Below are 22,572 nucleotides of genomic sequence, written 5' to 3' on the forward strand. Positions count from 1 at the left end.
TGGTTAGAAAAAGAGGTTATGTAAGGAGTAGATTAGCCATGAATAGCAATTTACTAGGTGTGATGGTATTTATTTTCTTTTGTGCATTTATTGTATTTATTATTGATATTACGATATGAAAAAAAGAGCGCTAATTAAGCGCCCTTTTTTTGTGTATTCATTTGATAAGCACCGGTGCTTTTGAATAAGCGTGGTGAAGTTGTAAATAAAAGAATTAGTAATACAGTACATAATATGAAAGAACCGATCATAGTACTACCGTTTACAATTAAGGAATATAAGGCAGCTGATTGTCCTTTAGGTGCATATTGACCAAAGAAAATAATACCAGCAATAAAGTGACAGAAATAGCGTGCAAAGCTACCGACAAATGTGGCAATGATAATGTAAACGAGTGCTTTTTTTCCTTTGTTTTGTTTTGGTTTATCTTTGCGACTACCAAAACTTGAATGCTCTGCATTATTGTTGTCTGAGGCAAGTGCTTTTTGAATTGGACGATAGAATAAACCAGCAAAGCCGATAAAGGAAAATGCAATGAAGTACTCAATGAATGCTTGAACAGGTGTTAGAATGTAGGCATCACCTACTACGATTTGTAATAGTCCCCAAATTAAGCCTCCTAAGAAAGCCATTTTGAAGCCCCAGCGGTATGCAATAATAAAAATAGGAATCATAGCAAATGAGATGGAACCGCCTGTTGGAAGTTTAAGTGATAATGGTAAAATGTCGATAATCAAGGCGAAGGCTGCAAGAATAGCAGATTCGATCATCGCTTGTAAATTGGTGTTACGCATGTTGTTTCCCCCTAAATCCAAGTTGCACAAAAAAGAATAGATATCATAGGAGGATACGAAATACGTAAATAAAAAGAGGTATGTATTTCGGACGTTTGCACAATCCCTGCGTTAGCATTAACTAACAGGTTCAAAGGGTCGGAACGAAATGTTCCCTCTCAGCGGTAAGGCTCCCCCTGCGATAACGAGATTCTTTATTTGTTATTGTTTATTGTAAGCGAAATGGATGAGAATGGCAAACGAATACCTTATGACAATTATTGAAATAGAATTGTATTGAAATGTTAATAAATATGAAGTGAAAAGGTATAGTCCAAGTGAAATAGAGTATGATATAATTTTTTTGAAAATAATTATCATTCTCTTCTGAGGGGGAAGGTTATGAGCTTAGTAGATATTAAAATTGGTGAGAAAGTATTAGTAAAAAGTATTCAATCGTTAGATCAGTTATTAAAGCGTAGACTGGCTGCTTTCGGCCTCGCGGAAGGAAGCGAACTTCGCCTGAAACAGAAGGCGATGTTTAAAGGTCCTTGTACATTGGAGTGTCGTGGACAGTTAATTAGTATTCGTCATTGTGACGCGAAAATGATAAAGGTGGAATTAGCGTGAATAAGGTAGCTTTGCTAGGGAATCCGAATACAGGGAAAACATCATTATTTAATGCACTCACTGGTTCTTATGAATATGTAGGAAATTGGAGCGGTGTAACAGTAGAAAAGAAGGTTGGTAAATTAAAAGATAAGCAAGGAACACTAATTGATTTACCAGGCGTTTATGATTTAAATCCAGTTTCACGTGATGAAGGTGTCGTTACAAACTTTCTACTAACAGACGAATTTCATCATATGTTAAATATAGTGGATTCTTCGCAATTTGAGCGAAATATGCATTTAACATTACAATTACTTGAATTTGGTAAGCCAGTTTCAATTGGTTTAAATATGATTGATGTGGCAAAGCAAAGAGGAATTGTTATTAATGTAAAACGATTATCAGAAATATTAGGTGTAACAGTCGTTCCTGTCGTTGCAAGAAGCGGAAAAGGCTGTGAAGAATTACTTGCTACTCTTCATGAAGAGAAACAAAAAGAGAAAAAGCCATTCGTTATTTCATATGGTGTACAAATGGATGAAGGAATCGGAGAGGTAATTGCTCTTTTAGAGACAGCGAATTATGAGCATCCAAGATGGTTAGCCCTTCAATTTTTAAGCAATAACGAAGTAGTAGAAAAAGAAATGAAAGCATTACCAATTTATAAGGAACTTGTAGCCATTCGATCTCGTTTAGAAGGAAAACTTGATTGTACGTTAGAAGAGCACATTTACAAAACTCGTGAAGCGTATATTGAAAAGTTAAAAACAAATGTCATTCAGCATGAGAAAGAAGGGGAAATTCCTTTTTCGGAAAAAATCGATCAGTTAATTACACATAAAATTTTAGGACTTCCAATCTTTTTAGCAGTTATGTTTTTTATTTTTCAGGTTACGTTTACGTGGATTGGTACGCCTTTATCTGATATGCTTGATGGATTTTTTGGCGGACAACTTACTGATTGGGTTACAGCTGGGCTCACAAGTGTTGGAGCTTCTGACTTTATTCAAGCACTCGTTACAGAAGGTATTATTGCGGGCGTTGGTGCGGTATTAGTATTCGTTCCACAAATCTTTGCACTATTCTTTTTCATCTCGCTATTAGAAGACTCGGGATATATGGCACGAATTGCAGTTGTTATGGATAGAATTATGGAATTTTTCGGTTTAAACGGAAAAGCGTTCATTCCGATGATTATCGGTTTTGGATGTAACGTTCCGGGGATTATGGCAGCGAGAACGATTGAACAGGAAAAAGAACGTTTACTTACAGTTTTAGTAACTCCATTTATGTCTTGTTCAGCACGTTTACCTGTATATGCATTATTTGCGGGAGTGTTCTTCCCTCATAGTCAGGCGACTGTTGTGTTCTCTTTATACATTGCAGGTATTGTTCTTGCGTTACTTGTTACAAAAATTATGTCTCTTACTATTTTAAAAGCGGAAAAATCTATTTTCGTAATTGAATTACCTCCTTACCGTGTGCCGCAAGCGAAAACGTTATGGCTCAGCACGTGGGAGAAAGGTAAAGGATTTGTTCGTAAAGCAGGTACATTCATCTTCGGTGGTTCGGTTGTTATTTGGTTATTAAACTATGCAGGTCCATCAGGATTTGGTGTTGATATGGGAGACAGTTTCTTAGCGATGATTGGTGGATTTATCGCACCACTTTTTGCACCGCTCGGTTTTGGAACGTGGCAAGCTGCGGCATCCCTTTTAACAGGATTTTTAGCGAAAGAGGTTGTCGTTTCTACAATGGCAATTATTTATGCGGTTAAAGAAGATGTGTTAGGAAATGTAATGGGAGCGCATTATACGGCGTTATCAGCCTATGCATTTATGTTCTTTATTTTATTATATGTTCCGTGCTTAGCGACAGTAGCTGTTATTAAACGTGAAACAGGATCGATGAAATGGACAGTTTTCTCTGTCATTTATCCGCTCGTTGTTGCTTATGTATTAACGCTTATTATATACCAAGTTGGGTCCTTACTCGGATTCTAGAAGGAGATGTATCGCGGTGATGGTCAATATTATAATTGGAGCTATCATTTTTGGTTATGCAGCATATACGTTAGTTAATTTTGTAAAGAGAAGTAAAAAAGGCAAATGCGCAGCATGCTCTTTAAGTAAGTCATGTCAGTCACAAACTTGTAGTCCGGATATGGAGCAAATTGCTCATAAATAGAAAAAAGCTTTGCGAATTTCGCAAAGCTTTTTTATTATTTCTTAATTTTTACAAGTTGTGCTCCTTCTACACCATTTTTTCCAGGGAATTCTTTACTAGGGTCTTTATCAAATTTTAATACACCCACAGATTTTTCTTCACCTTTTACATTGCCGTAAGTTGCATCATCAACAATCGCGAACATATCTGCATATGCACGGCCACTACCAATAATTGTATTACCTTCATATTTTAATTTCGCGCCATCAATTGTAGCATTTTCTACTTTATTTTTTGCGAATAACACGCCTTGCTCTGTTGTTACAGCTGGTAATTTATCAAGTGGTTTCGTGTCGTCTTTTTCATCAACTTTTTGTAGTAATTCTTTCTTAACAAGTTCTTCACCAGTTTTCTTATCCATTACAAGAACCTTTTTATCTTCTAGCGTTGTAAGCTTCATTTTGTATACATCTTTTTCTTTTACTTCTTTTTTATTTTTATCTGCAATTTGCGTGACTTGCTCTTCTGTTCCGTATAATACAAAGCCGTTCGCTTTTTCTCCTAATAAAGAACAACCTGATAATGCTCCGAATGAAATTGCTGCTGCTAACCCGATTCCTACTAATTTTTTCATGATGATTTCTCCTTTTATATGTTTTATAGTAAATACAGTTTCTGTATTAGTCATTACAGTATGAGAAGCTTTTTTGTTATTCTGTTGCTTCTGGTATTAGTGTATAAGAAATGTGGAGATGCAACTATCGAGTTAGCTTACAGTAACATTACAATTATGTAATTTAGTGAAAGTACGTAAAAATGAGTTAATTTTGGAGGCAGAAATAATAAGGATATAGTAGGAATACAATATTCTATCTAGAATGTCATATTATATTGGATGTATTTTGGAAATAACATGTAAGGACATCTTAGTTTTGTTATAATAAACACATAGGTTATAAAAATGAATATTCTTACTGTAAAGGGAGATTTTAAAATTTCCAAGTAGTGAATTTGAAATATGAGGTATATCATAGGAGGAATTTGGATGTCTGTATTTAAACGATTAAGAGATTTAACAATGTCGAATGTGTATTCATTAATTGAAAAAGCTGAAGATCCAGTTAAGATGACGGATCAATATTTACGTGATATGCAAGCAGATGTACAAGAAGCTGAGAAAAGTGTAGCTGCTCAAATCGCACTTGAGAAAAAGTTCAAGTTGTTATTTGAAGAGCAAGAAGCACTTGTGAAAAAACGTGAAGAGCAAGCACATATGGCTGTTCAAGCAAGCAATCTTGATCTTGCACGTCGTGCTCTTGAAGAAAAACAAAATGCAGAGCAAAAGATGAATGAATATAAAGCGAGCTATGAACAAAATAAAGCTGCTGCTGATAACCTTCGTGCGAAGTTAGAAGAAATGCGTAAGCAATTAACAGAGCTGAAAAACAAACGTGAAACACTTGTAGCGCGTGTAAATGCAGCGAAAGCACAAAAGAATATTAATCAGGCGATGTCTGGATTTGACTCAAATACAGCAAAAGCTGGTTTAAGCCGTATGGAAGAGAAAGCTCTTCAATTAGAGGCTGAAGCAGAAGCAAGCGGTGAAATTTACAAGAAAGAAAAGTCATTAGACGATGAATTCGCAAGCTTAAACAAAAATTCTGCTGTTGACGATGAATTAGCTCGTATTATGAAGCAGTATGAGAAATAATATAGAATAGACAAAGAAGCCGACATGTCTGAAGAGAATTCATGTCGGTTTTCTATTACCTTTTAGAGGAGGTTTTGCAATGACGTGGACGAATGTTTTAGCCATGCTTGTATGGACTGGAGCAAGTGCGGTACTTTTATTTGCAATTATGTGGGTTGATTCGATTTTTACAAAATACAATGATTTAAAAGAAATAAAAAACGGGAATACAGCTGTAACAACTCGTTTCGTTATGAAATTATTTGCGCAAGGTTATATTTTATCCCAATCGATTACGAAAGCGAATGATTTATGGCAGGCACTTCTTGCTTCAGCAGTTTCTTTCGTTATTTTATTAGTTGTAGAAATGTTTATTGAATTTGTTTTAAGAAAAATGGCAGGTCTTGATTTAGAAGAAGGAACGAAAGAAGGCAGCGTAGCACATGCGATGTTAGCTGGTTCATTACATATTGTTGGTGCACTTATTTTAGGTGCTTGTTTATAAAGAGAGAAGGAGGGGTAGATTGTGAGCTTATTTAAACGTATTAAAAATATAATGAAAAGCCCGGAACCGCCGAAACCAGAAAAGAGTCTTTTAACGTTAGCTCCTGGCGACATGATCGAAGTTTCGTTAGTAATGTACGAATTAACTGGGAAAACGAGTATGCATTCTCGTAAGGAGATTGTTTTAACCCTGCAGGACGGGAAAGATATTCGCTATTTAAAAATTGAAGACCGTGAAAATACGTATTACAAATTATATACACCGATTGATGGTCGTTTAGATTCAATTGATGAAATTCCGACGACAATTGAAATGGATGATACAGAGTACCATATGGAAGAGCAATATAACGGACGTGTTGTTGTCATGGGGAAAACACCATTCGCTGCTTCAGAAGAACAGCACGTATGGGAATTCCAATCTGATAACCGAAAATTATTACGTATTGAATGGCAAAATGGTCGCACAATGATGTATGAGGGAGAAACAATTATTCCTGCTGATGTACAAATTATAAGAGCAACATAAGGGGGGCGTAATCATGTCAAACCGATTGTTTACCATGATTAAATCGTTCGTAATCCCTATACTTGCTATCGTTACATTACTTGTTATTGCTGGTTATGCTTTATCAGGCTGTCAAAGTGGTCAAGCGAAGTCAATTCAAGACCGTTATCCGCTTGAGTCTGTCGCAAAAGAAGGTAAACAAGAATCTTACGTGTATAGGGCCGCCAATCGGTCAGTTCCTGAAGTCGCAAAGGAACTTATAGCCGAAAGGAAACCGAAGCAAGCATCTAAAGAAGACGAAAATCAAATGTTCCTCGTTTATTCTGATAAAATGTATAATCTTCAAAAGGATAAAGAGAAACCATCTGATACGCTAATTGAAATAAGTAATGAAGAATTTGTTCGTCAAAATTACCAACCATCCTTCTTACAAGGATATATTATGGGGAGTATATTAAACGATATATTCGGTTCACGGAAATCATCATACGGTGATTATCGCGGATATAACGATAGACAAAATCATAAACCGGTTATCCCGGAAAGACCACCTACGAAAGAAGAAAAGAAAACCCCGCCTCCAATTACGAAGGAAGGGAAAGGATCTATCATTAAGCGAGGAGATAATGTAGATCCGAAATCATCAGTAGGTGATAAGGGAAGTATTACTGAAAAAGGAAGTAATACGACGCCTCCACCTTCTACCGGAAGCAAAGGGAAAATTACGAAAACGCCAGATGGATCGAGCGGATCTGATGTGAAGCCGAAATCATCCATTAAAACTCCGCCAAAGAATACGTCTCCCCCGAAAACGAGGGTTGGCGGTTCAGGGAAAATTTCGAAAAGAAGATAGTAGAGAGACCGAGAAGTGGAATTTGCTTTTCGGTCTTTTTTTTATGGTGATTAATTCCTTATAACTGGTACACTTAATCCATAAGGAGGGATTAGTATGACTATGTATAAAAGATTTAGTTTGATTATGTTCCTCGTCTTATTCCTCGGTTTGTTTATTAGTACAACGATGAAATTTCACTTTGTAGTAGGTATTCTATGGATACTATGTGCATGTACTCTATTTCTATATATTCCGCTTCGCTTTCAAGATGAAGTGACTGCCTTTCAAAAATACGTAGCATGGATTAAAAGCGGAGGAAGATGGGGTGAGTAAAATTATATCAGCGATTTTTGGAATATATCGACCGCAACTTCAAACGTATCAGCGAATATTAGAATATATCGACCGCAACTCTAAATATATCAGCGATTTTTGAAATATATCGATTTACCGCCAAAAACTGACAACGGTAGCAACTTAATAATAAGAAGAGGCTGTGCCCAAATGTTGGCACAGCCTCGTTTTTCATAACGATTAATGAATATCATGCTTCTTGAAATTACCGCCTTTTACTTCTGCTACGTCATACACTGTAATAAAGGCATTTGGATCAATTTCATGAATAAGTTCTTTCATTTTACTTTCTTCTAAACGGTTAATTACACAAGAGATTTCTTTAAATTTCTCTCTTGAATACCCACCATAAACTTCATTGTATGTTGCACTTCGACCTAAACGATCACGAATTGTTTCTACTATTAATTCAGGTTCTTTTGTAATGATTTTAAACGTTTTAGAACCACTTAAACCAACCTCAACGATATGAATCACTTTAGATGCGATAAAGTAAGCAATCGCTGAAAGGATAGCTCCTTGAAGACCAAATACTGTTGAGACAAAAATAAAGACAAACATATTTAAGAATAAGATAAGATCACTTGTTCCAAATGGTAACTTTCTAGAAAGTAATACGGCTAGCATATCGATTCCATCTAATGCCCCGCCATTACGTAATGCTAGTCCCATACCAAAACCGATAATAATACCACCAACAACAGTAATTAAAAGTGTATCGCCCTCAATAATTGTTGGTACTCCGTGCATGAGAACGGTACCTACTGCTAGCGAAGCAATCCCGATAATAGAATAAATTGCAAAGCTTTTACCGATTTGTTTATATCCTAACCAAACGAAAGGGATGTTAACGACTGCGATTAGAAGTCCTAATGGTAACCCGAATAATCTTGAACTAACGATACTTAAACCAGTTACACCACCGTCTGATACGTTGTTTGGAATTAATACGGCTTCTAATCCGTATGCTGTGATAAATGCCCCAATAATAATCATCAAAGCTTTTGAAGCGATTTTCAGCTTATTGGGCTTGTTTTTCATAATTCTCTCCATATAATTTCCTCGTTTCAAACTAGTTTCGTATTTGTTACATAATTCACATCTAAATTTCATTCTAACATTTTATTTGAAAAAATTCTCCTTTAATGGATGCATGCAGGGAATATTATCACCATATTACCATTAAAATATTTTTGAAATTCGTATAAGAAATCCCATCCTTTTAAAGGATGGGATTTTGTTAAGAAAGTATAAGACTAACGACCGTTAGGAATAAAGCGAAACCTAAAATAGTTCCACATATTTTCATATGGCGTTTACGTCCCATTACGACAATCGCAACGTATTCACGAATCATTGCGTTAGGCCAGTAATAAAATGCTGTTTTTGAGCCGATTCCTTGGCTATTAAGACCGGCTTGTCTTGCATATATACCGGCGCGGAAAAGATGGAAATTATTCGTTGTAAAAATACTTCTATACTTAACTTCAGGTTTTAAAGAATCCATAATTTCTTTAGAGAACGACATATTTTGATATGTGTTTACAGAGCGATTTTCTTGCACTGTATGTTCAAGAGGAATTCCTTTTTCAACCGCATAATTTTGCATCGCTTCTGCTTCAGGAAGCCCTTCATCTGGACCTTGTCCACCAGAGAAAATAATTGTTGGTGGTGTATTCACAGCTGCTTGCTTCCAATAAAAGTCGATAGCTTTATTAATACGACTTGCAAGTAAAGGTGGCACTTTGTCATTAATTAAGCCGCTACCAAGAACGATGATGAAATCTTGATTACGTCTCGGTCTATTGAATTGGTATAGAAAATAAGCGCTTAAGAAGTTAGATAAATGTATAAAGAAATACATAGTTATAAGAGAAATCGCAGCAAAAATAAATTGAAAATGTGCAGAGAATAAATTTGCTGGATTTATGATAGAGAGCATTATAAAGAATAAAATACCTAAAGCTGCGATTAAAGTTAAAGAATTTGTGAAGCGTCGTCCTTCTCTCTGCATTAAAATTTTTGCATTAAGAAATAGTCCAAACATTAAAGCGACTATAGCAAAAGGTATCATTACAATTAGCGCTAGTATAGGAATAAGAACGATAAAATGTAAATTGTTATTACCAGACGCATATGAGGCTATAGCACAAAAGAATAGAAATGAACAGAAAAAGGCATTAAATAAAAAGCCATTTATTATTTTTCGTGGATCTTTTAAGTAAGAGATAAGAAAAATAATAAACAATATAAGAGGAATAATTCCAAAATACATAAATATAATACACCTCAATTTTTATAATGTTTTATTGCATCCTTAATATTACATGATTTTGAAGATGTTGATAAAAAAATAACGATTTTGAATTTTCTCAACAACCGATATAGTTAAATATGGTAAAATATATTCAAAGCGATATATTAAAAGTAAAATGGTTGAAGAGGCACTCTGAGAGTGTCTTTTTTCTTTTTGGTATGTAATTATGCATATTATGTTTATTTTCAAGGGAAGAGGATTAAAATATAAGTTGTGGATACACGCTATAAAGCAGAATTTTATATTAATATTTACCTCTACTCTTTTTGTACCTAACAATCTTGCAACAATTCATGATTCTGTTTTCTAGTGTGTGTTTACAAAGAGCGGGATGGGGTATATATAAACAGGGGAAAGGACGTCTTCTTGAAAGGCGTCTTTTTGTTTCTTAGTATAGATAATTTCCACTATTAACGTAGTGCAAACTATCTATACTAAAGATTAGCAATCTTCCGTATAAAGATTATCAATTTACTATATATTCCAGCGGTGTTAAGCTACATATGAAAGGCTTTCTTTTTCAAAATATTACCCCTAATAAAATTTTGAAGAAGTCAACTGTCTCCAAACTTGCCATTCATGCTTAGAGAAAAAGCACTCAATTTGAGTGCTTTTTCTTATTGAAACATGCTATTTTTTTAGGCGATTTTCATAAAATAAAAGTAACGAAATGAAAGTAGGTGATAAAATGCCAGCTATTGTTGAAGGGGTTATTATTGAGAACTGTAACGGGACAATTAACTTAGGTGATAAATATAACGTACATCCGATTGAAAAAACGAAAGCTTATAATGGATCGGGATCTTCAAATACCGGATTAAATGTGAGGACATTCAGTGGTATTAGTACGGCAGATGTAACGGATAACGATGTGTATGACCAAGTAATTCAATCTACGTTATAAATTTTATATGTAAAATTGCATAAATTGATGTGTTTGCCCTGTGATACAATTTAGTTGTGAGCTGTTAGTGATTCTTCTTTATCATAGTTGTTAGATTAGAAATGTAACATCTTATCGAAAATCATACGTATAAGAAAAAAGACACTTCGCTTGAAGTGTCTTTTTCATTTTAGTGATACCCTTTAGCAGAGTCTTTATGGATTTTATTTTTAAAAATACTGTAGCTCCAAAGTTGATATCCAATAACGATTGGTACCATGACGATTGCAACGAAGAACATAATTTTTAAGTTTAATTCACTACCGGCTGCGTTATATAACGTTGTACTGTATGCGTCATTAATACGTGATGGTAACATTCTTGGGAACATACCTGCAAAACCAGTTGTCATAAACATTGCGATTGTTAAGCAAACGAATGTGAATGCAAGGCCAATTTTATGTTTGTACACCATAATAAGTGCGAGTACACTCATTAACATTGCAAGTACTGGAAGAATGAATAGTACAGGATATTCCGTGAAGTTTTGGAATAAATTTGTACGATTTGCAGTTGCGACATAGAAGATAGCTAAAATGATTGCAGCTGCCATTGAAAATGGTCTTGCGATTTTATAAGCACGATCAGATACTTCACCAGTTGTTTTAATCATAATCCAAAGGGCACCAGATACGACGAATATAGTAGTGAAGAAAAGACCACCTAAAATACCATAATGGTTTAGTAAGCTAAATAAAGTTCCTTCATAACCATCTTTTCCGATTTGCAGCCCGTAATACAGGTTAGCGAATGTAACACCGAATAAAAAGGCAATTAGGAAACTACCAATTGTAAATGCCCATTTGCAAGTTTTTTGCCAAATTGGTGAATCATCTTTATGCATAAATTCAAGTCCAGCAGCACGAGAAAATAGTGCAAGTAAGACTAAAAATAGTGGTGTATACAGGTAACTAAACATATTTGCATATATGATTGGGAAGGCAGCAAATGTTGCGCCACCAGCTGTAATTAACCATACTTCATTACCACCCCAGAACGGGCCAATAGCTTCTTGTAATTGATTTCGTTCTTGTCGGTCTTTCGCAACGAATGGGAAAATCATCCCGTTACCGAGTGCGTAGCCATCAAGAATGAAGTAAACTGTCCAAATTATGCCCCATAAACCGAACCAGATGATTGCAAGCATATCATGAGACATGAGCTGTACCTCCTTCAGTAGCAGGTTCTTCTAATGCAGCTGGTCCTTTTTTCGCGAACTTCAGCATTAAGTATACGTCTGCAATTAAAAGTAAAGTGTAGAACAATATTAAACTAATTAATGAGAACCAAATTTGTGGAACTGATATAGGTGATACAGATTCTGCTGTACGCATTAGTTTATATACTGTCCATGGTTGACGACCTACTTCAGCAACAATCCAGCCAGCATTAATTGCAATGTATGGAAGTAAGACAGACCACATTGTAATTTTTAAATAGCGTTTTGAGTTTTCTAGTTTTCCTTTTCGGTTTAAATAGAAACCGAACCAAGTTAATGCCATAAAGAACATGCCAAGTGCAACCATTAAGCGGAAGCTATAGTACACGAGGTTAACATTTGGACGATCTTCTTTCGGAATATCTTTTAAACCAACAATTTCTCCATCAAATGAGTTTGTATAGAAGAAACTTCCGAGTTTTGGAATAGTAAGGAATTCAAAGTTCTTTTCATTTTTCACATCAGGAATTTGAATGATTGAGAAGCCTTGTCCTTTTCCCGTTTCCCAAACAGCTTCCATTGCAGCTCCTTTTGCTGGTTGATACTTAGCTGCTGATACACCGGATTGATGTCCCATAAAAGGTGTAATAGTTGCTGCGAATAATCCTAACATTAAACCAAACTTAAATGATTTTTTGAAAAATTCCACTTCATTTTTACGTAATAAGTGATAGGCACTAATTGCCATAACGAAGAAAGCACCAACGATATAACAACTAATTACAGTATGGAAGAACATATTCCATGCATATGGATTTGTAACAAGGGCCCAGAAGTCATTTAATTCAGCGCGGCCATTACGTACTACATAGCCAACAGGATTTTGCATAAAGCCGTTTGCTGTAATAATCCAAAGGGCAGAAATATTTGTTCCAAGTGCAACCATCCACATACAGAAAGCACGGAACTTTGGTGAGATTTTGTCTTTACCGAATAACCATATTCCCATGAAAGTAGATTCTAAGAAAAAGGCAACAAGTGCTTCGATTGCAAGAGGTGATCCGAAAATATCTCCCATATATTTGGAGTACTCAGACCAGTTTGTTCCAAATTGGAACTCCATCGTAATCCCGGTTATAATCCCCATTACGAAGTTAATTGTAAATAATTTACCCCAGAAATTTGCCATTTTGCGGTATGTTGGATTCAATGTGCGGGCGTATTGAGTTTCCATACATGCTACTAAAATAACAAGTCCGATTGTCAAAGGTACAAATAAAAAATGATAAAAAATAGTAATTGCAAATTGAAAACGACTCAGTAACAGAACGTCGGACATAATAAATATTCACTCCTTTTTTACATTATCTACAGTTAGTTTATAGTGAGAATAGGGATAAAGTATGTGTGACTTGTTACAAAGCTGTGTGTATATTTTGAAAGAATTATGTCGGTTATCTGAAAATATATTGCTTTTATAATAATACAATATCCTTTTTGAGTTTTTCATATTTTGGTACACTATATATGTAATGTAAATGAGAGAAAAGAGGGTTCTTTACTATGAAGTCATTAGAAGAGATTTTACAATACAATGAAAAATTCGTTGAAGAGAAAAAGTACGAAGAGTATGAAACAGGAAAATTTCCAAACAAAAAAATGGTAATTATCTCTTGTATGGATACTCGTCTTGTTGAACTATTACCGAAAGCAATGAATATGCGTAACGGTGATGTGAAAATTATTAAAGTAGCAGGCGCTGTTATTTCACATCCATTCGGAAGTATTATGCGTAGTATTTTAGTTGCTGTATACGAACTGGGTGCCGATGAAGTTTGTGTAGTTGGTCACCATGATTGTGGTATGGCAAAAATTCAAGCAAGCAGTACAATTGAAAAAATGAAAGAGCGCGGCGTAACAGAAGAGAAATTAGATACACTTCGTTATTCTGGAATCGATTTAGAAAGATTCCTACAAGGGTTCTCTAGTGTAGAAGAAAGTGTAGAACATAGTGTGTCAATACTTCGCAACCATCCGTTACTTCCGGGAGAAGTACCTGTTCACGGTCTTGTTATAGATCCTGACACAGGAAAATTAGATGTAGTTGTGAATGGTTACGAAAATTAAGAATGTATATTGTCATCCTTTTTATCTGGGACAGGATCAAATCCTCCTGGGTGGAAAGGGTGACATTTTAATATACGCTTACAAGTAAGCCAAAAGCCTTTGAGTGCACCATGTTTTTGAAACGCCTCTAATCCGTAATGAGAACAAGTTGGATGAAAGCGGCAAGTTGGTGGTGTCATCGGAGAAATGAACTTTTGATAAAAGCGTATAATCCCAATAAAAATCTGTTTCATAATGGTCTCCTTTTCAGCATAGTCTTAAAGTATTATAGCACGACCGTACATAATACTTTACTAATGTTAATTTCCGTTATATCATATTGGATATAACGGAATTAAATTAAAAGCGGGAGAGATGTTGTATGCCATCAGTAGAAAGCTTTGAATTAGATCATACGATTGTAAAGGCACCTTATGTAAGACATTGCGGAGTTCACAATGTAGGTAGTGACGGTATTGTAAATAAATTTGATATTCGTTTTTGCCAACCAAATAAACAAGCAATGAAACCAGATGTTATTCATACGTTAGAACATTTATTAGCATTTAATTTACGTAAATATATTGATCGTTATCCGCATTTTGACATTATTGATATTTCACCGATGGGCTGCCAGACAGGATATTATCTTGTTGTGAGTGGAACACCGACAGTTCGTGAAATCATTGATTTATTAGAACTAACATTAAAAGATGCGGTTCAAATTACAGAAATTCCAGCTGCAAATGAAACACAATGTGGCCAAGCGAAGCTCCACGACTTAGAAGGAGCACAACGCTTAATGAACTTCTGGTTAAGCCAAGATAAAGATGAACTTGAGAAAGTGTTTGGATAGAAGGAAAACTGCCTGTTAAAGGGCAGTTTTTTATTTTGTTAAGTGAAAACTTGCTCTTCTTTTTATGAAAGTATACTAGACACCCCAACATATAAAATAAAGGCAGAACCGAGAAAATAAACAAATGCTTTTGCTTTTTGCCGCTCTTTTATTTCATCAATTCCAAAAAGGATAAACATAATACTTAAAAGGATAAATACGAATGGTAAAAGCATAGAGAAGTTTGTAAAGAGGTTAAGTAGAGCGAGAATGAGGGCAATAGTGGCTACTATAATTCGAATGTTTTTTAACATGAAATCCTCCTTAGTAGAAGTATTGTTATTGAGAGACAAGAATAAGAATGACAATAATTAAAGTAAAGACGCCAGAAAAGAAAGAGATTGTACTATTTACTTTCTTTTGTTTTTGCTTTTCTTCTGCACTCATGATGAAAGTCATAATAGATAAGGCAATAAGCATATAGGGCATAATAACAAGCGAGTTTGTAAACATTCCGGATAGAGCGAGAGCGATGACGATAAGAGCGGATATAATGCGAAATGTTTTTAGCATACTAATCTCCACCTTTTTTGTTTTTTAGATTGTCCTCAAATTTATTACCTGTTCGAAAAAGCCAAATTGGTGAAAGGTAATAGTCAGTAGGTGATTAAAAGTACATGCTACCTTTAGTGAAAGTAGATCGATATTAAAACGAAGAAAATAAGAATAGAAACGAAAAAATACAGAATACTCATTGATTTCCGTCCAGATTTCAGTTCATTAATTCCTAGAAGAATAAAGAAACAACTGAGAGTAAATTGTATGTATGGAAGAAGTGTGAAATTATCGGTAATAAGAGAATAAGTGCAAAGAGAGAGTATGATAAGCGTGAAAAACATGAGGAAAATCCGTAATCCAGTTAGCATTGTATACCTCCTTTAAATAGACTATTTAACGAAATATTTCTGAGAAGCCAAGTAATAAAGCAGCAGCGCCAGCTATGAAAGCAAGTGTGCCACTAGATTGTCTCTGTTTTTTAATTTCTTCTAGACCCATAGTGAAAGCCATCAAGCCTAAGGAAATGAACATGTAAGGCATAATGTCTCTGTTGTTGCTGATAAAACTATAGATTGCTATAAATAAAGCAATAAGTGAAAAAGTAATTCGCAATCCTTTTAGCATGGATGTACCTCCTTTTATCTTATATAGCTAATGATGAGAACAAGCCAAATGAAAGCACCAGCAACAATACAAATAAATCCGGTTCCTGAATCTTTCTTTTTTATTTGCTCAATAGCGATGAGAAACATTAGAGCTCCTAATAAAAATTGTGAAAGAGGTAGAAAGTTATTTTGACCTGTATATAGCCCAATTGCCGACATAATTATCACAGTAAGTGCGATTATGATGCGAAGTATACGAAGCATTTTATGAATCCTCCTTGCTGTTTTTTGTATAAGGGTTATCTTCTGGTTTATCAATCGAATGTTTGTAAGAGTAGCCTTTATTAATTGTCATGACGGAGAGTACTAATATGATCAGTACGATTATAATGCCGATAATTAATATTTTGAGCATGAAATCCCTCCTTTTCTTTATTTTACATAATTTTGTAATTAATGAAAACAATAGAAATTAAAAGGATGAAAGAAGGGTGTTACATGGAGAATAAAAAAACATATTATATATCAGTTGGAAATGGTCAAATCTCACAAGTGAAGACGGCGGATACGTATAATTTTGAAATTTATGCAAATGACGAAGAGATTACGGAGTTAAGAGAGTATTTTGATCAAGCGTATGAAGAGGACTTAGGTTCGTATGTACGCTCCCACGTTCCATTCGTTGAGTATCATCACGATTCGAATAATGATCGATATGATGAACAACTACAAAAAGCATATAAAATGATTTATGATCTAGGGAATCATGAAACGAAAGAATTAGTCGCGCAAATGGGAATAATCAATGGATTGTAATTGGATAATATTATGCAGAAAAGCGAGAATATGCTACAATTTGTGGTAGGAAAAACTTGTAATCATCAATAGGGGAGTAATGGCATGTACAAATTTAAAGATTATTACCACAACACTGTACAATTATCGTTTGAACGTTACCCATTTTCTCCTGAGCCAAAGCATGTTTGGGTTGTATGCCGGTACGGGGATCAATGGTTATTAACGCATCATTTACGCCGTGGTCTTGAATTTCCAGGTGGTAAAGTAGAACTCGGGGAAACACCGGAAGAAGCGGCAGTTCGAGAAGTTCATGAGGAAACCGGCGGCATAGTTTCTGATTTAACTTACTTAGGGCAATACAAAGTATCCGGAAAAGACAAAATAATCATTAAAAACATTTATTTTGCAACAATTAGTGCGGTAGAGCAACATACGCATTACGAAGAAACGAAAGGGTCTGTTTTATTAAAAGACATTCCTGATAATATTAAAACTGATAGAAAATTTAGCTTTATTATGCGCGATGATGTATTAGCGCGTACGATGAAACATATAGAAGAAATCGGCTGTTTTACGAAGTAAAATGGCCGGTTTCTTTTTTTATGTGTTCAAGAATAAATGTAAATATATCTTTACATAATTTTGGGTATATTATACAATTTTGTAAAGATATATTTAGATTTTAGGAGGGATAAAGGTGGATAACAGAAAAGAAATAACTGTTTCTGTTTCGATGGTTAAATTAAACATCTATGCATTTTTTATAATATTCGCTCTGGCGATTGGAATTAGTTATTTACATGCGCTTTTTTCAGGTAAGTTTCAATTTGAAATTACATTGCCTGTTATGTTTCTTTTAATTATTGGAATGATTGTTCTCGTTTGTATACATGAAGCGATACATTTAATAGGATTTCGCTATATCGGAGGTGTTCCGTGGAGCGAACTAAAATGGGGTGTCAATTGGAAATTAGGTGTAGCATACGCTCATTCTAAAAAAGAAATTACAGTAAAGCAAATGAAGAAAGTTTTAATGTTGCCATTTTTACCGACTGGAATTTTACCAATTGCAATTGGATTAGCTATGAATGTTCAAGCGATCTCATTTTTAGGGGTTCTACTAACAGCAGGTTGTATTGGTGACATTGCTCTATATCAAAAAGTTTCAAAGTTTCCAGATGATGCACTAGTAAAAGATCATCCGAGTAAACCACAGTTTACAGTTTATGAATAATAAAGGAAGAGGAGTCGTTTTTGAATAACGGCCTCCTCTTGTTATTGTCGCTTTTTGTCGGTAAGTCGATATATTGTGAAAATCGCTGATATAGCGATTGTATTGGTCGTGAATAAATCGCACTAAAGATTGACGACGATCTAATAGTGTCCCGTCCAAATCAAATAGCACCGCAAGAATCATATGTAACCTCCTCAAAGTTTTTATAAATAATTATCGCATATTTGTGAAAAAATGATTATCATATTTTTGTAGACTGTAACGACGGAGGTTCAAATGAAAGAACTGTATGGGAAATTAGTTTGTTTTATACTTTCAATTGGCTTAGTAGCTGGATGTGATATGGCGGAAAAAACTTCAAAAAGAGAGAAAAAAGATGTGTGCGAAACGACAGAAGAATGTGCACAAATAGGTGATAAGACGCTTCAAAAAGTATATAAAAAAATAGATGGACTTTCAGAACTTGAAGTACTAGAGGATTATGATTTAGAAGGACATTCAAGTAACGATATGAAAGAAGCGGAAATGAAAAAAGAGGATGATGAAAATTATTTCTTTTTAGCTTCTTATTATATTGATGGTGATGAAATTGTAGATCCTTATTTCGATAAACTAGATCGCAAACGATTGAATAAGGCTTTTGCGGAGGATAAGGACGCGAAAGAAGAAGTATTAAAGCAACGTCAAGATAGAGGTTATCATGAATCGTTATGGGATATGTACAGTACTCTTATTCCAGCTAAGTATCGCACTGACATAAAAGAGTTTGATATGGTAACAGATGGTTACGATGGAATTGTCGCCCACGTTATACCGAGTATGGAGTATCCGAAAGAGTGGACTATTAGTTTAGATACGCTTGATTCTGCAGTAAATATCGATCAAGTGATGAAAACATTAATACATGAGACGGCTCACGTATTGACACTGGGACATAAACAAATACCAGTAAATGAAAAGTACTTAAAGGCTTTTGACGAAGATAAAGATATTTCATCATACCAAAATAAATGTAAATCTCTTTTCTTACAAGAAGGATGTGCGAAGGAGAGCTCTTATATAAATCAATTTTATAATTTGTTCTGGAAACCAATTGACCAGGAGTGGACAGAAAAGAAAGTGGAAGAAAGCGAAGAAGCTCAAATTGAATTTTTTAAGGAAAAGCATAGTGAGTTTGTTTCACTGTATGGAACGACAAATGTAGCGGAAGATATCGCAGATACATTTACAGCGTTTATATTACAAGATTCAAAAAAGGTGAAAGAAGGAACAGAATTAAAATATAAAAAAATTGCCTTCTTCTATCAATTCCCCGAGCTTGTAAAAATGAGAGCGGAAGTGTTAGCTGGATTATATGATGTTTCGAAAACGATAGAACAACCAAGTGGACATTAATGCGAATTATGTGTTCGATATATTTTAGCCAAGGGAAAACGTGAAGAATTATAGTTCTTTGCGTTTTTTTATGCTGATAAAATTGAAAATTCTGTCTTTTTTCAAAAAAGAAGAAGGAACTGAATCATTAAAAGAGAATTAGTATAAAAACGTCACAAATTAGACACAATTATAATGCGCATAGTATAGGGGCTATAAGTTTACTCTCGAGGAGGTAATGAAACGTATGAAAACGATTCTTGCTGTTGCTGGTCTCATTTGGGTAATGTCTCACGGTTTTCCGATTTTTGAAGGGGAGCAAATTCGTAGTGCATTAAATAAAGAGTTTAATGATTATCATATTATTGATCGAAAAGATAATGTCGTTACGGTGCGTGTGAAAGATTGTTTCCATACAGTTACGGTTGCTAATGGGAATGTTACAGATGATTCAAAAATGTGTGATCAAAGATAAAAGAAAGAAGCTGACTCTAGTGTATCGCTCTAAGTCAGCTTCTTTTTCGTTTTCCAATAAGGAGTTTTTCAAATGCCTCGACAAATACATACATAAGAGTTGCGAGGACGCAAGTGAGCAATACACTGAGTAAGACGAGTGTGAAGTTAAAGACTTGGAATCCGTAGCTAATTAAATAGCCAAGTCCTTGTTTAGAAACGAGGAGTTCCCCGAAAATAACACCGACCCATGATAAGCCAACATTCACTTTTAACGTTGAAATAATTGCAGGGAAAGATGAAGGGAGAATAACGTGCTTATAGCATTGCCATTTATTTGCACCAAATGTGTCCATGACCTTTACAAAGTTGGAATCGACTTCTTGAAATGCGCTGTATATAACGAGAATGGTAATGATGATGGAGATGATTACTCCCATTGCGATAGAGGATGAAATATTTGGACCGAAAATAACGATGATGATTGGACCGAGTGCAACTTTAGGCATTGCATTTAGGACGACGAGATAAGGATCAAGTACGCGGGCCAAAAGTGGCATCCACCAAAGGAAAGTAGCAATAATAGCTCCGAGTACAGTTCCGAGAATAAAGCCTACTCCTGTTTCAAGTAATGTCGTCCATATGTGAATCCAAAGTGAACCGTCAATCCATTTCGTTAAAAAGAGATTCCAAATACTTGAAGGAGAGCTAAAGAGTAAAGGATCAATCCATTCCTTTTTACTAGCTATTTCCCATAGTGCAAAGAAAAGAACAAGAAGTACAAGTTGTAAAGAGCGAGCTAACCATGCATGTTGTCTTTCTTTTTTTCGAAACTGCTCATGTAGTTGTTTTATATTATCCAAGTCGTTCCAACTCCTTCCATATTTCTTGGAAGAGGGATGGGAAGTCATGGTGGTGGCGTGCTTCTAATGGCGATAAGGAACGGATACTTTCTGGGACGATGAACGTTTTTGCAATTTTTCCAGGGTTCGCCTGCAGCAAATAAATACGATCACTCATCGCAATTGCTTCTTCAATATCATGTGTCACAAGTAGGGATGTTTTCTTATAGTTACGTAGTAATGTGAAGACGAGATCTTCTAGTTTTAATTTTGTTTGATAATCAAGTGCGGAAAATGGTTCATCTAGCAATAAAATTTTTGGATCGGTCGCTAATGTTCGAACGAGGGCAGCACGTTGGCGCATACCGCCGGATAGTTCACGTGGGTATTGCTGTTCAATATCATACAAGCCGACTTGCTTTAAAAGCTTTAATGTATGTTCTTTCGTGTTTTCATCATACATCTTTCGAATATGAAGCCCGAGCATAATATTTTCTTCAATTGTTTTCCAAGGAAACAAGTAATCTTGCTGGAGCATATAGCCCATAGATGGGGTCATAGTTGTAATCGGTTCACCATCTAAAAATACGATCCCTTCAATTGGATCAAGTAGCCCTGCGATGATGGAGAGGAGCGTTGTTTTGCCGCAACCACTTGGACCAAGAATAGAAATAAACTCGCCTTCTTCTACGTGCAAGCTCATATCTTCAAGAATCAATTTCGCATTCTCTTTTGCAAAAAAACAATGAGAAACGTTACGTATTTGTAAAAAACTCATACACTTCGCCTCTATTTCTTAATAACGCTTTCGGCAATTTTTGTATTGACGAGCGCTTCATGTGGAACTTCTTTTTGTAATTCACCAGATTCTTTCATAATCGTTTGGAGCTGTTTCCATTCTGCATCATCTAATAATGGATTTGTCGCATAAGAATGTTGTTTTTTGTAGCGCTCAATTACTTTCACTGAAATGTCTTTTGAAGTGTCTTTAAATAGTGGTGAAACAGCATTGGCAATCTCTTCGGGACTATGAGTATCAACCCATTGCTGCGCTTTATATAGTGCGCGCGTGAATTTTTCTGCAGCAGCTTTATCTTTCTTTAAGAAACTTTCTTTTGCCATAAACGTTGTATAAGGAACAGTACCAGATTCAGCTCCGAAAGACGCGACGATATAACCTTTTCCTTCTTTTTCAAGTATACTTGCAGTTGGCTCAAAGAGCTGTACAAATTCTCCTGTACCAGATGCAAAGGCATTTGCAATATTAGCAAACTCGATATTTTGAATTAAGTTCGTATCTTTGCGAGGGTCAATGCCATTTTTCTTTAAAACGTATTCTCCAACCATTTGCGGCATGCCGCCTTTACGCTGTCCTAAAAATGTAACGCCTTTTACGTCATTCCAATTAAAAGAGTTTAATTTTTTACGGGAAACTAAAAACGTGCCATCTGTTTGTGTAAGCTGTGCGAAATTAATGACAGGGTCTTTTGCTCCTTGTTGATGAACATAAATAGACGTTTCTGAACCAACGAGCGCAATATCAATTCCGCCAGATAAAAGGGCGGTCATCGTTTTATCTCCGCCAGCTGTTGTTTGTAAGTCAATATTTAAACCTTCATCTTTAAAAAATCCTTTTTCAATTCCAACATATAAAGGTGCGTAAAAAAGAGAGTGGGTAACTTCGCCAACGCGAATTTTTTGAACTTCTTCTTTCGTACTTTCCTTTGTACTACTACAAGCAGCGAATGTGAAAACAGCTAGTAACATGATGCAAAAAACGGTTATTAATTTTTTCACTATATGACACCTCCTAGAAGTCAATCTACAAGCATAATATGTAGGTAAGTGCCCATATGTGAGTATAGATAGCAGGAATTTTTTAGGGAATAAAGAAGTACAAATATAA

At 35.2% G+C, this 22,572-nt stretch carries 31 protein-coding genes, 1 pseudogene and 1 riboswitch; of the genes and pseudogenes, 16 read left to right on the plus strand and 16 right to left on the minus strand.

Translation table 11 applies throughout. The features are described from left to right. Positions 1-134: 134 nt before the first annotated feature. Positions 135-794, minus strand: a complete 660-nt coding sequence (thiT, locus tag ACFWDE_RS05825; RefSeq protein ID WP_377890709.1) for an energy-coupled thiamine transporter ThiT — start codon at positions 792-794, stop codon at positions 135-137. Positions 795-879: 85 nt separating this feature from the next. Beyond that, positions 880-981, minus strand: a riboswitch (TPP riboswitch). A gap of 194 nt (positions 982-1,175) precedes the next feature. Here thiT and ACFWDE_RS05830 point away from each other — a divergent pair. Genes ACFWDE_RS05830 through ACFWDE_RS05840 form a run of 3 tightly spaced genes read left to right on the plus strand, consistent with a single transcriptional unit; the run spans position 1,176 to position 3,572 of the window. Further along, on the plus strand, positions 1,176-1,403 hold the full coding sequence (locus tag ACFWDE_RS05830) for a FeoA family protein (protein WP_000060512.1): 228 nt from the start codon (positions 1,176-1,178) through the stop codon (positions 1,401-1,403). Beyond that, positions 1,400-3,388 (plus strand): ferrous iron transport protein B, encoded by a 1,989-nt coding sequence (gene feoB / locus ACFWDE_RS05835; RefSeq protein ID WP_377890711.1) that lies wholly within the window; start codon positions 1,400-1,402, stop codon positions 3,386-3,388. Before ACFWDE_RS05830 ends, feoB begins: the two co-directional genes overlap by 4 nt. A 16-nt stretch (positions 3,389-3,404) precedes the next feature. Continuing rightward, positions 3,405-3,572 carry a FeoB-associated Cys-rich membrane protein gene (locus tag ACFWDE_RS05840; RefSeq protein ID WP_000989601.1) on the plus strand — a complete coding sequence of 56 codons (168 nt, stop codon included), beginning with the start codon at positions 3,405-3,407 and terminating at the stop codon, positions 3,570-3,572. 34 nt (positions 3,573-3,606) lie between these two features. Here ACFWDE_RS05840 and ACFWDE_RS05845 read toward each other — a convergent pair whose 3' ends face one another. Further along, positions 3,607-4,185 (minus strand): lipoprotein BA_5634 family protein, encoded by a 579-nt coding sequence (locus tag ACFWDE_RS05845; RefSeq protein ID WP_377890713.1) that lies wholly within the window; start codon positions 4,183-4,185, stop codon positions 3,607-3,609. A gap of 411 nt (positions 4,186-4,596) precedes the next feature. Between ACFWDE_RS05845 and ACFWDE_RS05850 the strand changes: the two genes are divergently transcribed. The 5 genes from ACFWDE_RS05850 to ACFWDE_RS05870 all read left to right on the plus strand — a co-directional run bounded on the left by ACFWDE_RS05850 (position 4,597) and on the right by ACFWDE_RS05870 (position 7,421). After that, complete coding sequence (locus tag ACFWDE_RS05850; RefSeq protein WP_002067789.1) at positions 4,597-5,262, plus strand: PspA/IM30 family protein; 666 nt, start codon at positions 4,597-4,599, stop codon at positions 5,260-5,262. Positions 5,263-5,341: 79 nt separating this feature from the next. Continuing rightward, positions 5,342-5,746, plus strand: a complete 405-nt coding sequence (locus tag ACFWDE_RS05855) for a DUF350 domain-containing protein (RefSeq protein WP_002067791.1) — start codon at positions 5,342-5,344, stop codon at positions 5,744-5,746. A gap of 21 nt (positions 5,747-5,767) precedes the next feature. Next, entirely contained in the window at positions 5,768-6,274 is a 507-nt protein-coding gene (locus ACFWDE_RS05860; protein WP_016095930.1) for a DUF4178 domain-containing protein, read from the plus strand. Between the two features lie 13 nt (positions 6,275-6,287). Continuing rightward, positions 6,288-7,106 (plus strand): DUF4247 domain-containing protein, encoded by an 819-nt coding sequence (locus ACFWDE_RS05865; RefSeq protein WP_219920642.1) that lies wholly within the window; start codon positions 6,288-6,290, stop codon positions 7,104-7,106. Between the two features lie 96 nt (positions 7,107-7,202). Then, positions 7,203-7,421, plus strand: a complete 219-nt coding sequence (locus tag ACFWDE_RS05870; RefSeq protein WP_219920641.1) for a hypothetical protein — start codon at positions 7,203-7,205, stop codon at positions 7,419-7,421. A gap of 201 nt (positions 7,422-7,622) precedes the next feature. On the opposite strand, the gene ACFWDE_RS05875 is transcribed toward ACFWDE_RS05870, so the two are convergent. Together ACFWDE_RS05875 and ACFWDE_RS05880 are read right to left on the minus strand one after the other, a co-directional pair. Continuing rightward, a complete protein-coding gene (locus ACFWDE_RS05875) occupies positions 7,623-8,495 on the minus strand; it encodes a YitT family protein (protein WP_002112469.1) in 873 nt (290 codons plus the stop codon). Between the two features lie 187 nt (positions 8,496-8,682). Next, the gene (locus tag ACFWDE_RS05880; protein WP_377890718.1) at positions 8,683-9,717 is read right to left on the minus strand and encodes a YdcF family protein; all 1,035 of its coding nucleotides are present in this window, start codon (positions 9,715-9,717) and stop codon (positions 8,683-8,685) included. A 712-nt stretch (positions 9,718-10,429) separates the two neighbouring features. Between ACFWDE_RS05880 and ACFWDE_RS05885 the strand changes: the two genes are divergently transcribed. Continuing rightward, a complete protein-coding gene (locus ACFWDE_RS05885) occupies positions 10,430-10,663 on the plus strand; it encodes a spore germination protein (protein WP_002015747.1) in 234 nt (77 codons plus the stop codon). A gap of 169 nt (positions 10,664-10,832) precedes the next feature. On the opposite strand, the gene cydB is transcribed toward ACFWDE_RS05885, so the two are convergent. Then, positions 10,833-11,861 carry a cytochrome d ubiquinol oxidase subunit II gene (cydB, locus tag ACFWDE_RS05890; protein ID WP_377890720.1) on the minus strand — a complete coding sequence of 343 codons (1,029 nt, stop codon included), beginning with the start codon at positions 11,859-11,861 and terminating at the stop codon, positions 10,833-10,835. Beyond that, positions 11,851-13,200, minus strand: a complete 1,350-nt coding sequence (cydA, locus tag ACFWDE_RS05895) for a cytochrome ubiquinol oxidase subunit I (RefSeq protein ID WP_199675525.1) — start codon at positions 13,198-13,200, stop codon at positions 11,851-11,853. The genes cydB and cydA overlap by 11 nt, the downstream gene beginning before the upstream one ends. 224 nt (positions 13,201-13,424) lie before the next feature. On the opposite strand from cydA, the gene ACFWDE_RS05900 reads away from it, so the two are divergent. Then, a complete protein-coding gene (locus tag ACFWDE_RS05900; protein ID WP_377890722.1) occupies positions 13,425-13,988 on the plus strand; it encodes a beta-class carbonic anhydrase in 564 nt (187 codons plus the stop codon). On the opposite strand, the gene yidD is transcribed toward ACFWDE_RS05900, so the two are convergent. Beyond that, positions 13,985-14,221 carry a membrane protein insertion efficiency factor YidD gene (gene yidD / locus ACFWDE_RS05905; RefSeq protein WP_341305533.1) on the minus strand — a complete coding sequence of 79 codons (237 nt, stop codon included), beginning with the start codon at positions 14,219-14,221 and terminating at the stop codon, positions 13,985-13,987. The genes ACFWDE_RS05900 and yidD overlap by 4 nt on opposite strands. Before the next feature lie 128 nt (positions 14,222-14,349). Between yidD and luxS the strand changes: the two genes are divergently transcribed. Beyond that, positions 14,350-14,823 (plus strand): S-ribosylhomocysteine lyase LuxS, encoded by a 474-nt coding sequence (gene luxS / locus ACFWDE_RS05910; protein ID WP_001141371.1) that lies wholly within the window; start codon positions 14,350-14,352, stop codon positions 14,821-14,823. 62 nt (positions 14,824-14,885) lie between these two features. On the opposite strand, the gene ACFWDE_RS05915 is transcribed toward luxS, so the two are convergent. The 5 genes from ACFWDE_RS05915 to ytzI form a co-directional block, all read right to left on the minus strand. Continuing rightward, complete coding sequence (locus ACFWDE_RS05915; RefSeq protein WP_377890725.1) at positions 14,886-15,116, minus strand: YczI family protein; 231 nt, start codon at positions 15,114-15,116, stop codon at positions 14,886-14,888. 25 nt (positions 15,117-15,141) lie between these two features. Then, positions 15,142-15,375, minus strand: coding sequence for a hypothetical protein (locus tag ACFWDE_RS05920; RefSeq protein ID WP_377890727.1), 234 nt, complete (start codon positions 15,373-15,375; stop codon positions 15,142-15,144). Between the two features lie 378 nt (positions 15,376-15,753). Continuing rightward, positions 15,754-15,984, minus strand: a complete 231-nt coding sequence (locus tag ACFWDE_RS05925; protein ID WP_377890729.1) for a YczI family protein — start codon at positions 15,982-15,984, stop codon at positions 15,754-15,756. A gap of 14 nt (positions 15,985-15,998) precedes the next feature. Then, complete coding sequence (locus tag ACFWDE_RS05930; RefSeq protein ID WP_377890731.1) at positions 15,999-16,229, minus strand: DUF3953 domain-containing protein; 231 nt, start codon at positions 16,227-16,229, stop codon at positions 15,999-16,001. 1 nt (position 16,230) lies between these two features. Further along, complete coding sequence (gene ytzI / locus ACFWDE_RS05935; RefSeq protein ID WP_070145237.1) at positions 16,231-16,380, minus strand: YtzI protein; 150 nt, start codon at positions 16,378-16,380, stop codon at positions 16,231-16,233. Between the two features lie 83 nt (positions 16,381-16,463). On the opposite strand from ytzI, the gene ACFWDE_RS05940 reads away from it, so the two are divergent. The 3 genes from ACFWDE_RS05940 (at position 16,464) to ACFWDE_RS05950 (ending at position 17,997) form a co-directional block, all read left to right on the plus strand. After that, positions 16,464-16,781, plus strand: coding sequence for a hypothetical protein (locus ACFWDE_RS05940; protein ID WP_002089150.1), 318 nt, complete (start codon positions 16,464-16,466; stop codon positions 16,779-16,781). A gap of 84 nt (positions 16,782-16,865) precedes the next feature. Beyond that, positions 16,866-17,345, plus strand: coding sequence for an antimutator 8-oxo-(dGTP/GTP)ase (gene mutTA, locus ACFWDE_RS05945; RefSeq protein ID WP_002015736.1), 480 nt, complete (start codon positions 16,866-16,868; stop codon positions 17,343-17,345). Positions 17,346-17,460: 115 nt separating this feature from the next. Next, a complete protein-coding gene (locus ACFWDE_RS05950; RefSeq protein ID WP_377890734.1) occupies positions 17,461-17,997 on the plus strand; it encodes a DUF3267 domain-containing protein in 537 nt (178 codons plus the stop codon). 69 nt (positions 17,998-18,066) lie between these two features. Here the strand turns inward: ACFWDE_RS05950 and ACFWDE_RS05955 are convergent. Beyond that, positions 18,067-18,180: pseudogene (locus ACFWDE_RS05955) on the minus strand (HAD family hydrolase); the annotation flags it as partial. Between the two features lie 93 nt (positions 18,181-18,273). Between ACFWDE_RS05955 and ACFWDE_RS05960 the strand changes: the two are divergent. Further along, complete coding sequence (locus ACFWDE_RS05960) at positions 18,274-19,392, plus strand: recombinase family protein (protein ID WP_377890736.1); 1,119 nt, start codon at positions 18,274-18,276, stop codon at positions 19,390-19,392. A 226-nt stretch (positions 19,393-19,618) separates the two neighbouring features. Next, positions 19,619-19,846 carry a hypothetical protein gene (locus ACFWDE_RS05965; RefSeq protein ID WP_377890738.1) on the plus strand — a complete coding sequence of 76 codons (228 nt, stop codon included), beginning with the start codon at positions 19,619-19,621 and terminating at the stop codon, positions 19,844-19,846. Between the two features lie 34 nt (positions 19,847-19,880). On the opposite strand, the gene ACFWDE_RS05970 is transcribed toward ACFWDE_RS05965, so the two are convergent. The 3 genes from ACFWDE_RS05970 to ACFWDE_RS05980 are packed head-to-tail and all read right to left on the minus strand — an operon-like array spanning position 19,881 to position 22,463. Continuing rightward, complete coding sequence (locus ACFWDE_RS05970) at positions 19,881-20,687, minus strand: ABC transporter permease (protein WP_377890740.1); 807 nt, start codon at positions 20,685-20,687, stop codon at positions 19,881-19,883. Then, positions 20,680-21,444 (minus strand): ABC transporter ATP-binding protein, encoded by a 765-nt coding sequence (locus tag ACFWDE_RS05975; protein WP_377890742.1) that lies wholly within the window; start codon positions 21,442-21,444, stop codon positions 20,680-20,682. Before ACFWDE_RS05975 ends, ACFWDE_RS05970 begins: the two co-directional genes overlap by 8 nt. 11 nt (positions 21,445-21,455) lie before the next feature. After that, positions 21,456-22,463: an ABC transporter substrate-binding protein gene (locus ACFWDE_RS05980; protein WP_377890744.1), complete on the minus strand. Its 1,008-nt coding sequence runs from the start codon at positions 22,461-22,463 to the stop codon at positions 21,456-21,458. Positions 22,464-22,572 lie beyond the last annotated feature (109 nt).

Origin of the sequence: Bacillus sp. NPDC060175, from assembly GCF_042728695.1 — a bacterium.
Taxonomy (GTDB): Bacteria; Bacillota; Bacilli; order Bacillales; family Bacillaceae_G; genus Bacillus_A.

Bases quoted from the DNA above. Each gene is read 5' to 3' on its own strand.
- thiT (WP_377890709.1), bottom strand. From the start codon at position 794: ATGCGTAACACCAATTTACAAGCGATGATCGAATCTGCTATTCTTGCA.
- ACFWDE_RS05830 (WP_000060512.1), top strand. From the start codon at position 1,176: ATGAGCTTAGTAGATATTAAAATTGGTGAGAAAGTATTAGTAAAAAGT.
- ACFWDE_RS05845 (WP_377890713.1), bottom strand. From the start codon at position 4,185: ATGAAAAAATTAGTAGGAATCGGGTTAGCAGCAGCAATTTCATTCGGA.
- ACFWDE_RS05850 (WP_002067789.1), top strand. From the start codon at position 4,597: ATGTCTGTATTTAAACGATTAAGAGATTTAACAATGTCGAATGTGTAT.
- ACFWDE_RS05855 (WP_002067791.1), top strand. From the start codon at position 5,342: ATGACGTGGACGAATGTTTTAGCCATGCTTGTATGGACTGGAGCAAGT.
- ACFWDE_RS05865 (WP_219920642.1), top strand. From the start codon at position 6,288: ATGTCAAACCGATTGTTTACCATGATTAAATCGTTCGTAATCCCTATA.
- ACFWDE_RS05870 (WP_219920641.1), top strand. From the start codon at position 7,203: ATGACTATGTATAAAAGATTTAGTTTGATTATGTTCCTCGTCTTATTC.
- ACFWDE_RS05875 (WP_002112469.1), bottom strand. From the start codon at position 8,495: ATGGAGAGAATTATGAAAAACAAGCCCAATAAGCTGAAAATCGCTTCA.
- ACFWDE_RS05880 (WP_377890718.1), bottom strand. From the start codon at position 9,717: ATGTATTTTGGAATTATTCCTCTTATATTGTTTATTATTTTTCTTATC.
- ACFWDE_RS05885 (WP_002015747.1), top strand. From the start codon at position 10,430: ATGAAAGTAGGTGATAAAATGCCAGCTATTGTTGAAGGGGTTATTATT.
- cydB (WP_377890720.1), bottom strand. From the start codon at position 11,861: ATGTCTCATGATATGCTTGCAATCATCTGGTTCGGTTTATGGGGCATA.
- cydA (WP_199675525.1), bottom strand. From the start codon at position 13,200: ATGTCCGACGTTCTGTTACTGAGTCGTTTTCAATTTGCAATTACTATT.
- ACFWDE_RS05900 (WP_377890722.1), top strand. From the start codon at position 13,425: ATGAAGTCATTAGAAGAGATTTTACAATACAATGAAAAATTCGTTGAA.
- yidD (WP_341305533.1), bottom strand. From the start codon at position 14,221: ATGAAACAGATTTTTATTGGGATTATACGCTTTTATCAAAAGTTCATT.
- luxS (WP_001141371.1), top strand. From the start codon at position 14,350: ATGCCATCAGTAGAAAGCTTTGAATTAGATCATACGATTGTAAAGGCA.
- ACFWDE_RS05915 (WP_377890725.1), bottom strand. From the start codon at position 15,116: ATGTTAAAAAACATTCGAATTATAGTAGCCACTATTGCCCTCATTCTC.
- ACFWDE_RS05920 (WP_377890727.1), bottom strand. From the start codon at position 15,375: ATGCTAAAAACATTTCGCATTATATCCGCTCTTATCGTCATCGCTCTC.
- ACFWDE_RS05925 (WP_377890729.1), bottom strand. From the start codon at position 15,984: ATGCTAAAAGGATTGCGAATTACTTTTTCACTTATTGCTTTATTTATA.
- ACFWDE_RS05930 (WP_377890731.1), bottom strand. From the start codon at position 16,229: ATGCTTCGTATACTTCGCATCATAATCGCACTTACTGTGATAATTATG.
- ytzI (WP_070145237.1), bottom strand. From the start codon at position 16,380: ATGCTCAAAATATTAATTATCGGCATTATAATCGTACTGATCATATTA.
- ACFWDE_RS05940 (WP_002089150.1), top strand. From the start codon at position 16,464: ATGGAGAATAAAAAAACATATTATATATCAGTTGGAAATGGTCAAATC.
- mutTA (WP_002015736.1), top strand. From the start codon at position 16,866: ATGTACAAATTTAAAGATTATTACCACAACACTGTACAATTATCGTTT.
- ACFWDE_RS05960 (WP_377890736.1), top strand. From the start codon at position 18,274: ATGAAAGAACTGTATGGGAAATTAGTTTGTTTTATACTTTCAATTGGC.
- ACFWDE_RS05965 (WP_377890738.1), top strand. From the start codon at position 19,619: ATGAAAACGATTCTTGCTGTTGCTGGTCTCATTTGGGTAATGTCTCAC.
- ACFWDE_RS05975 (WP_377890742.1), bottom strand. From the start codon at position 21,444: ATGAGTTTTTTACAAATACGTAACGTTTCTCATTGTTTTTTTGCAAAA.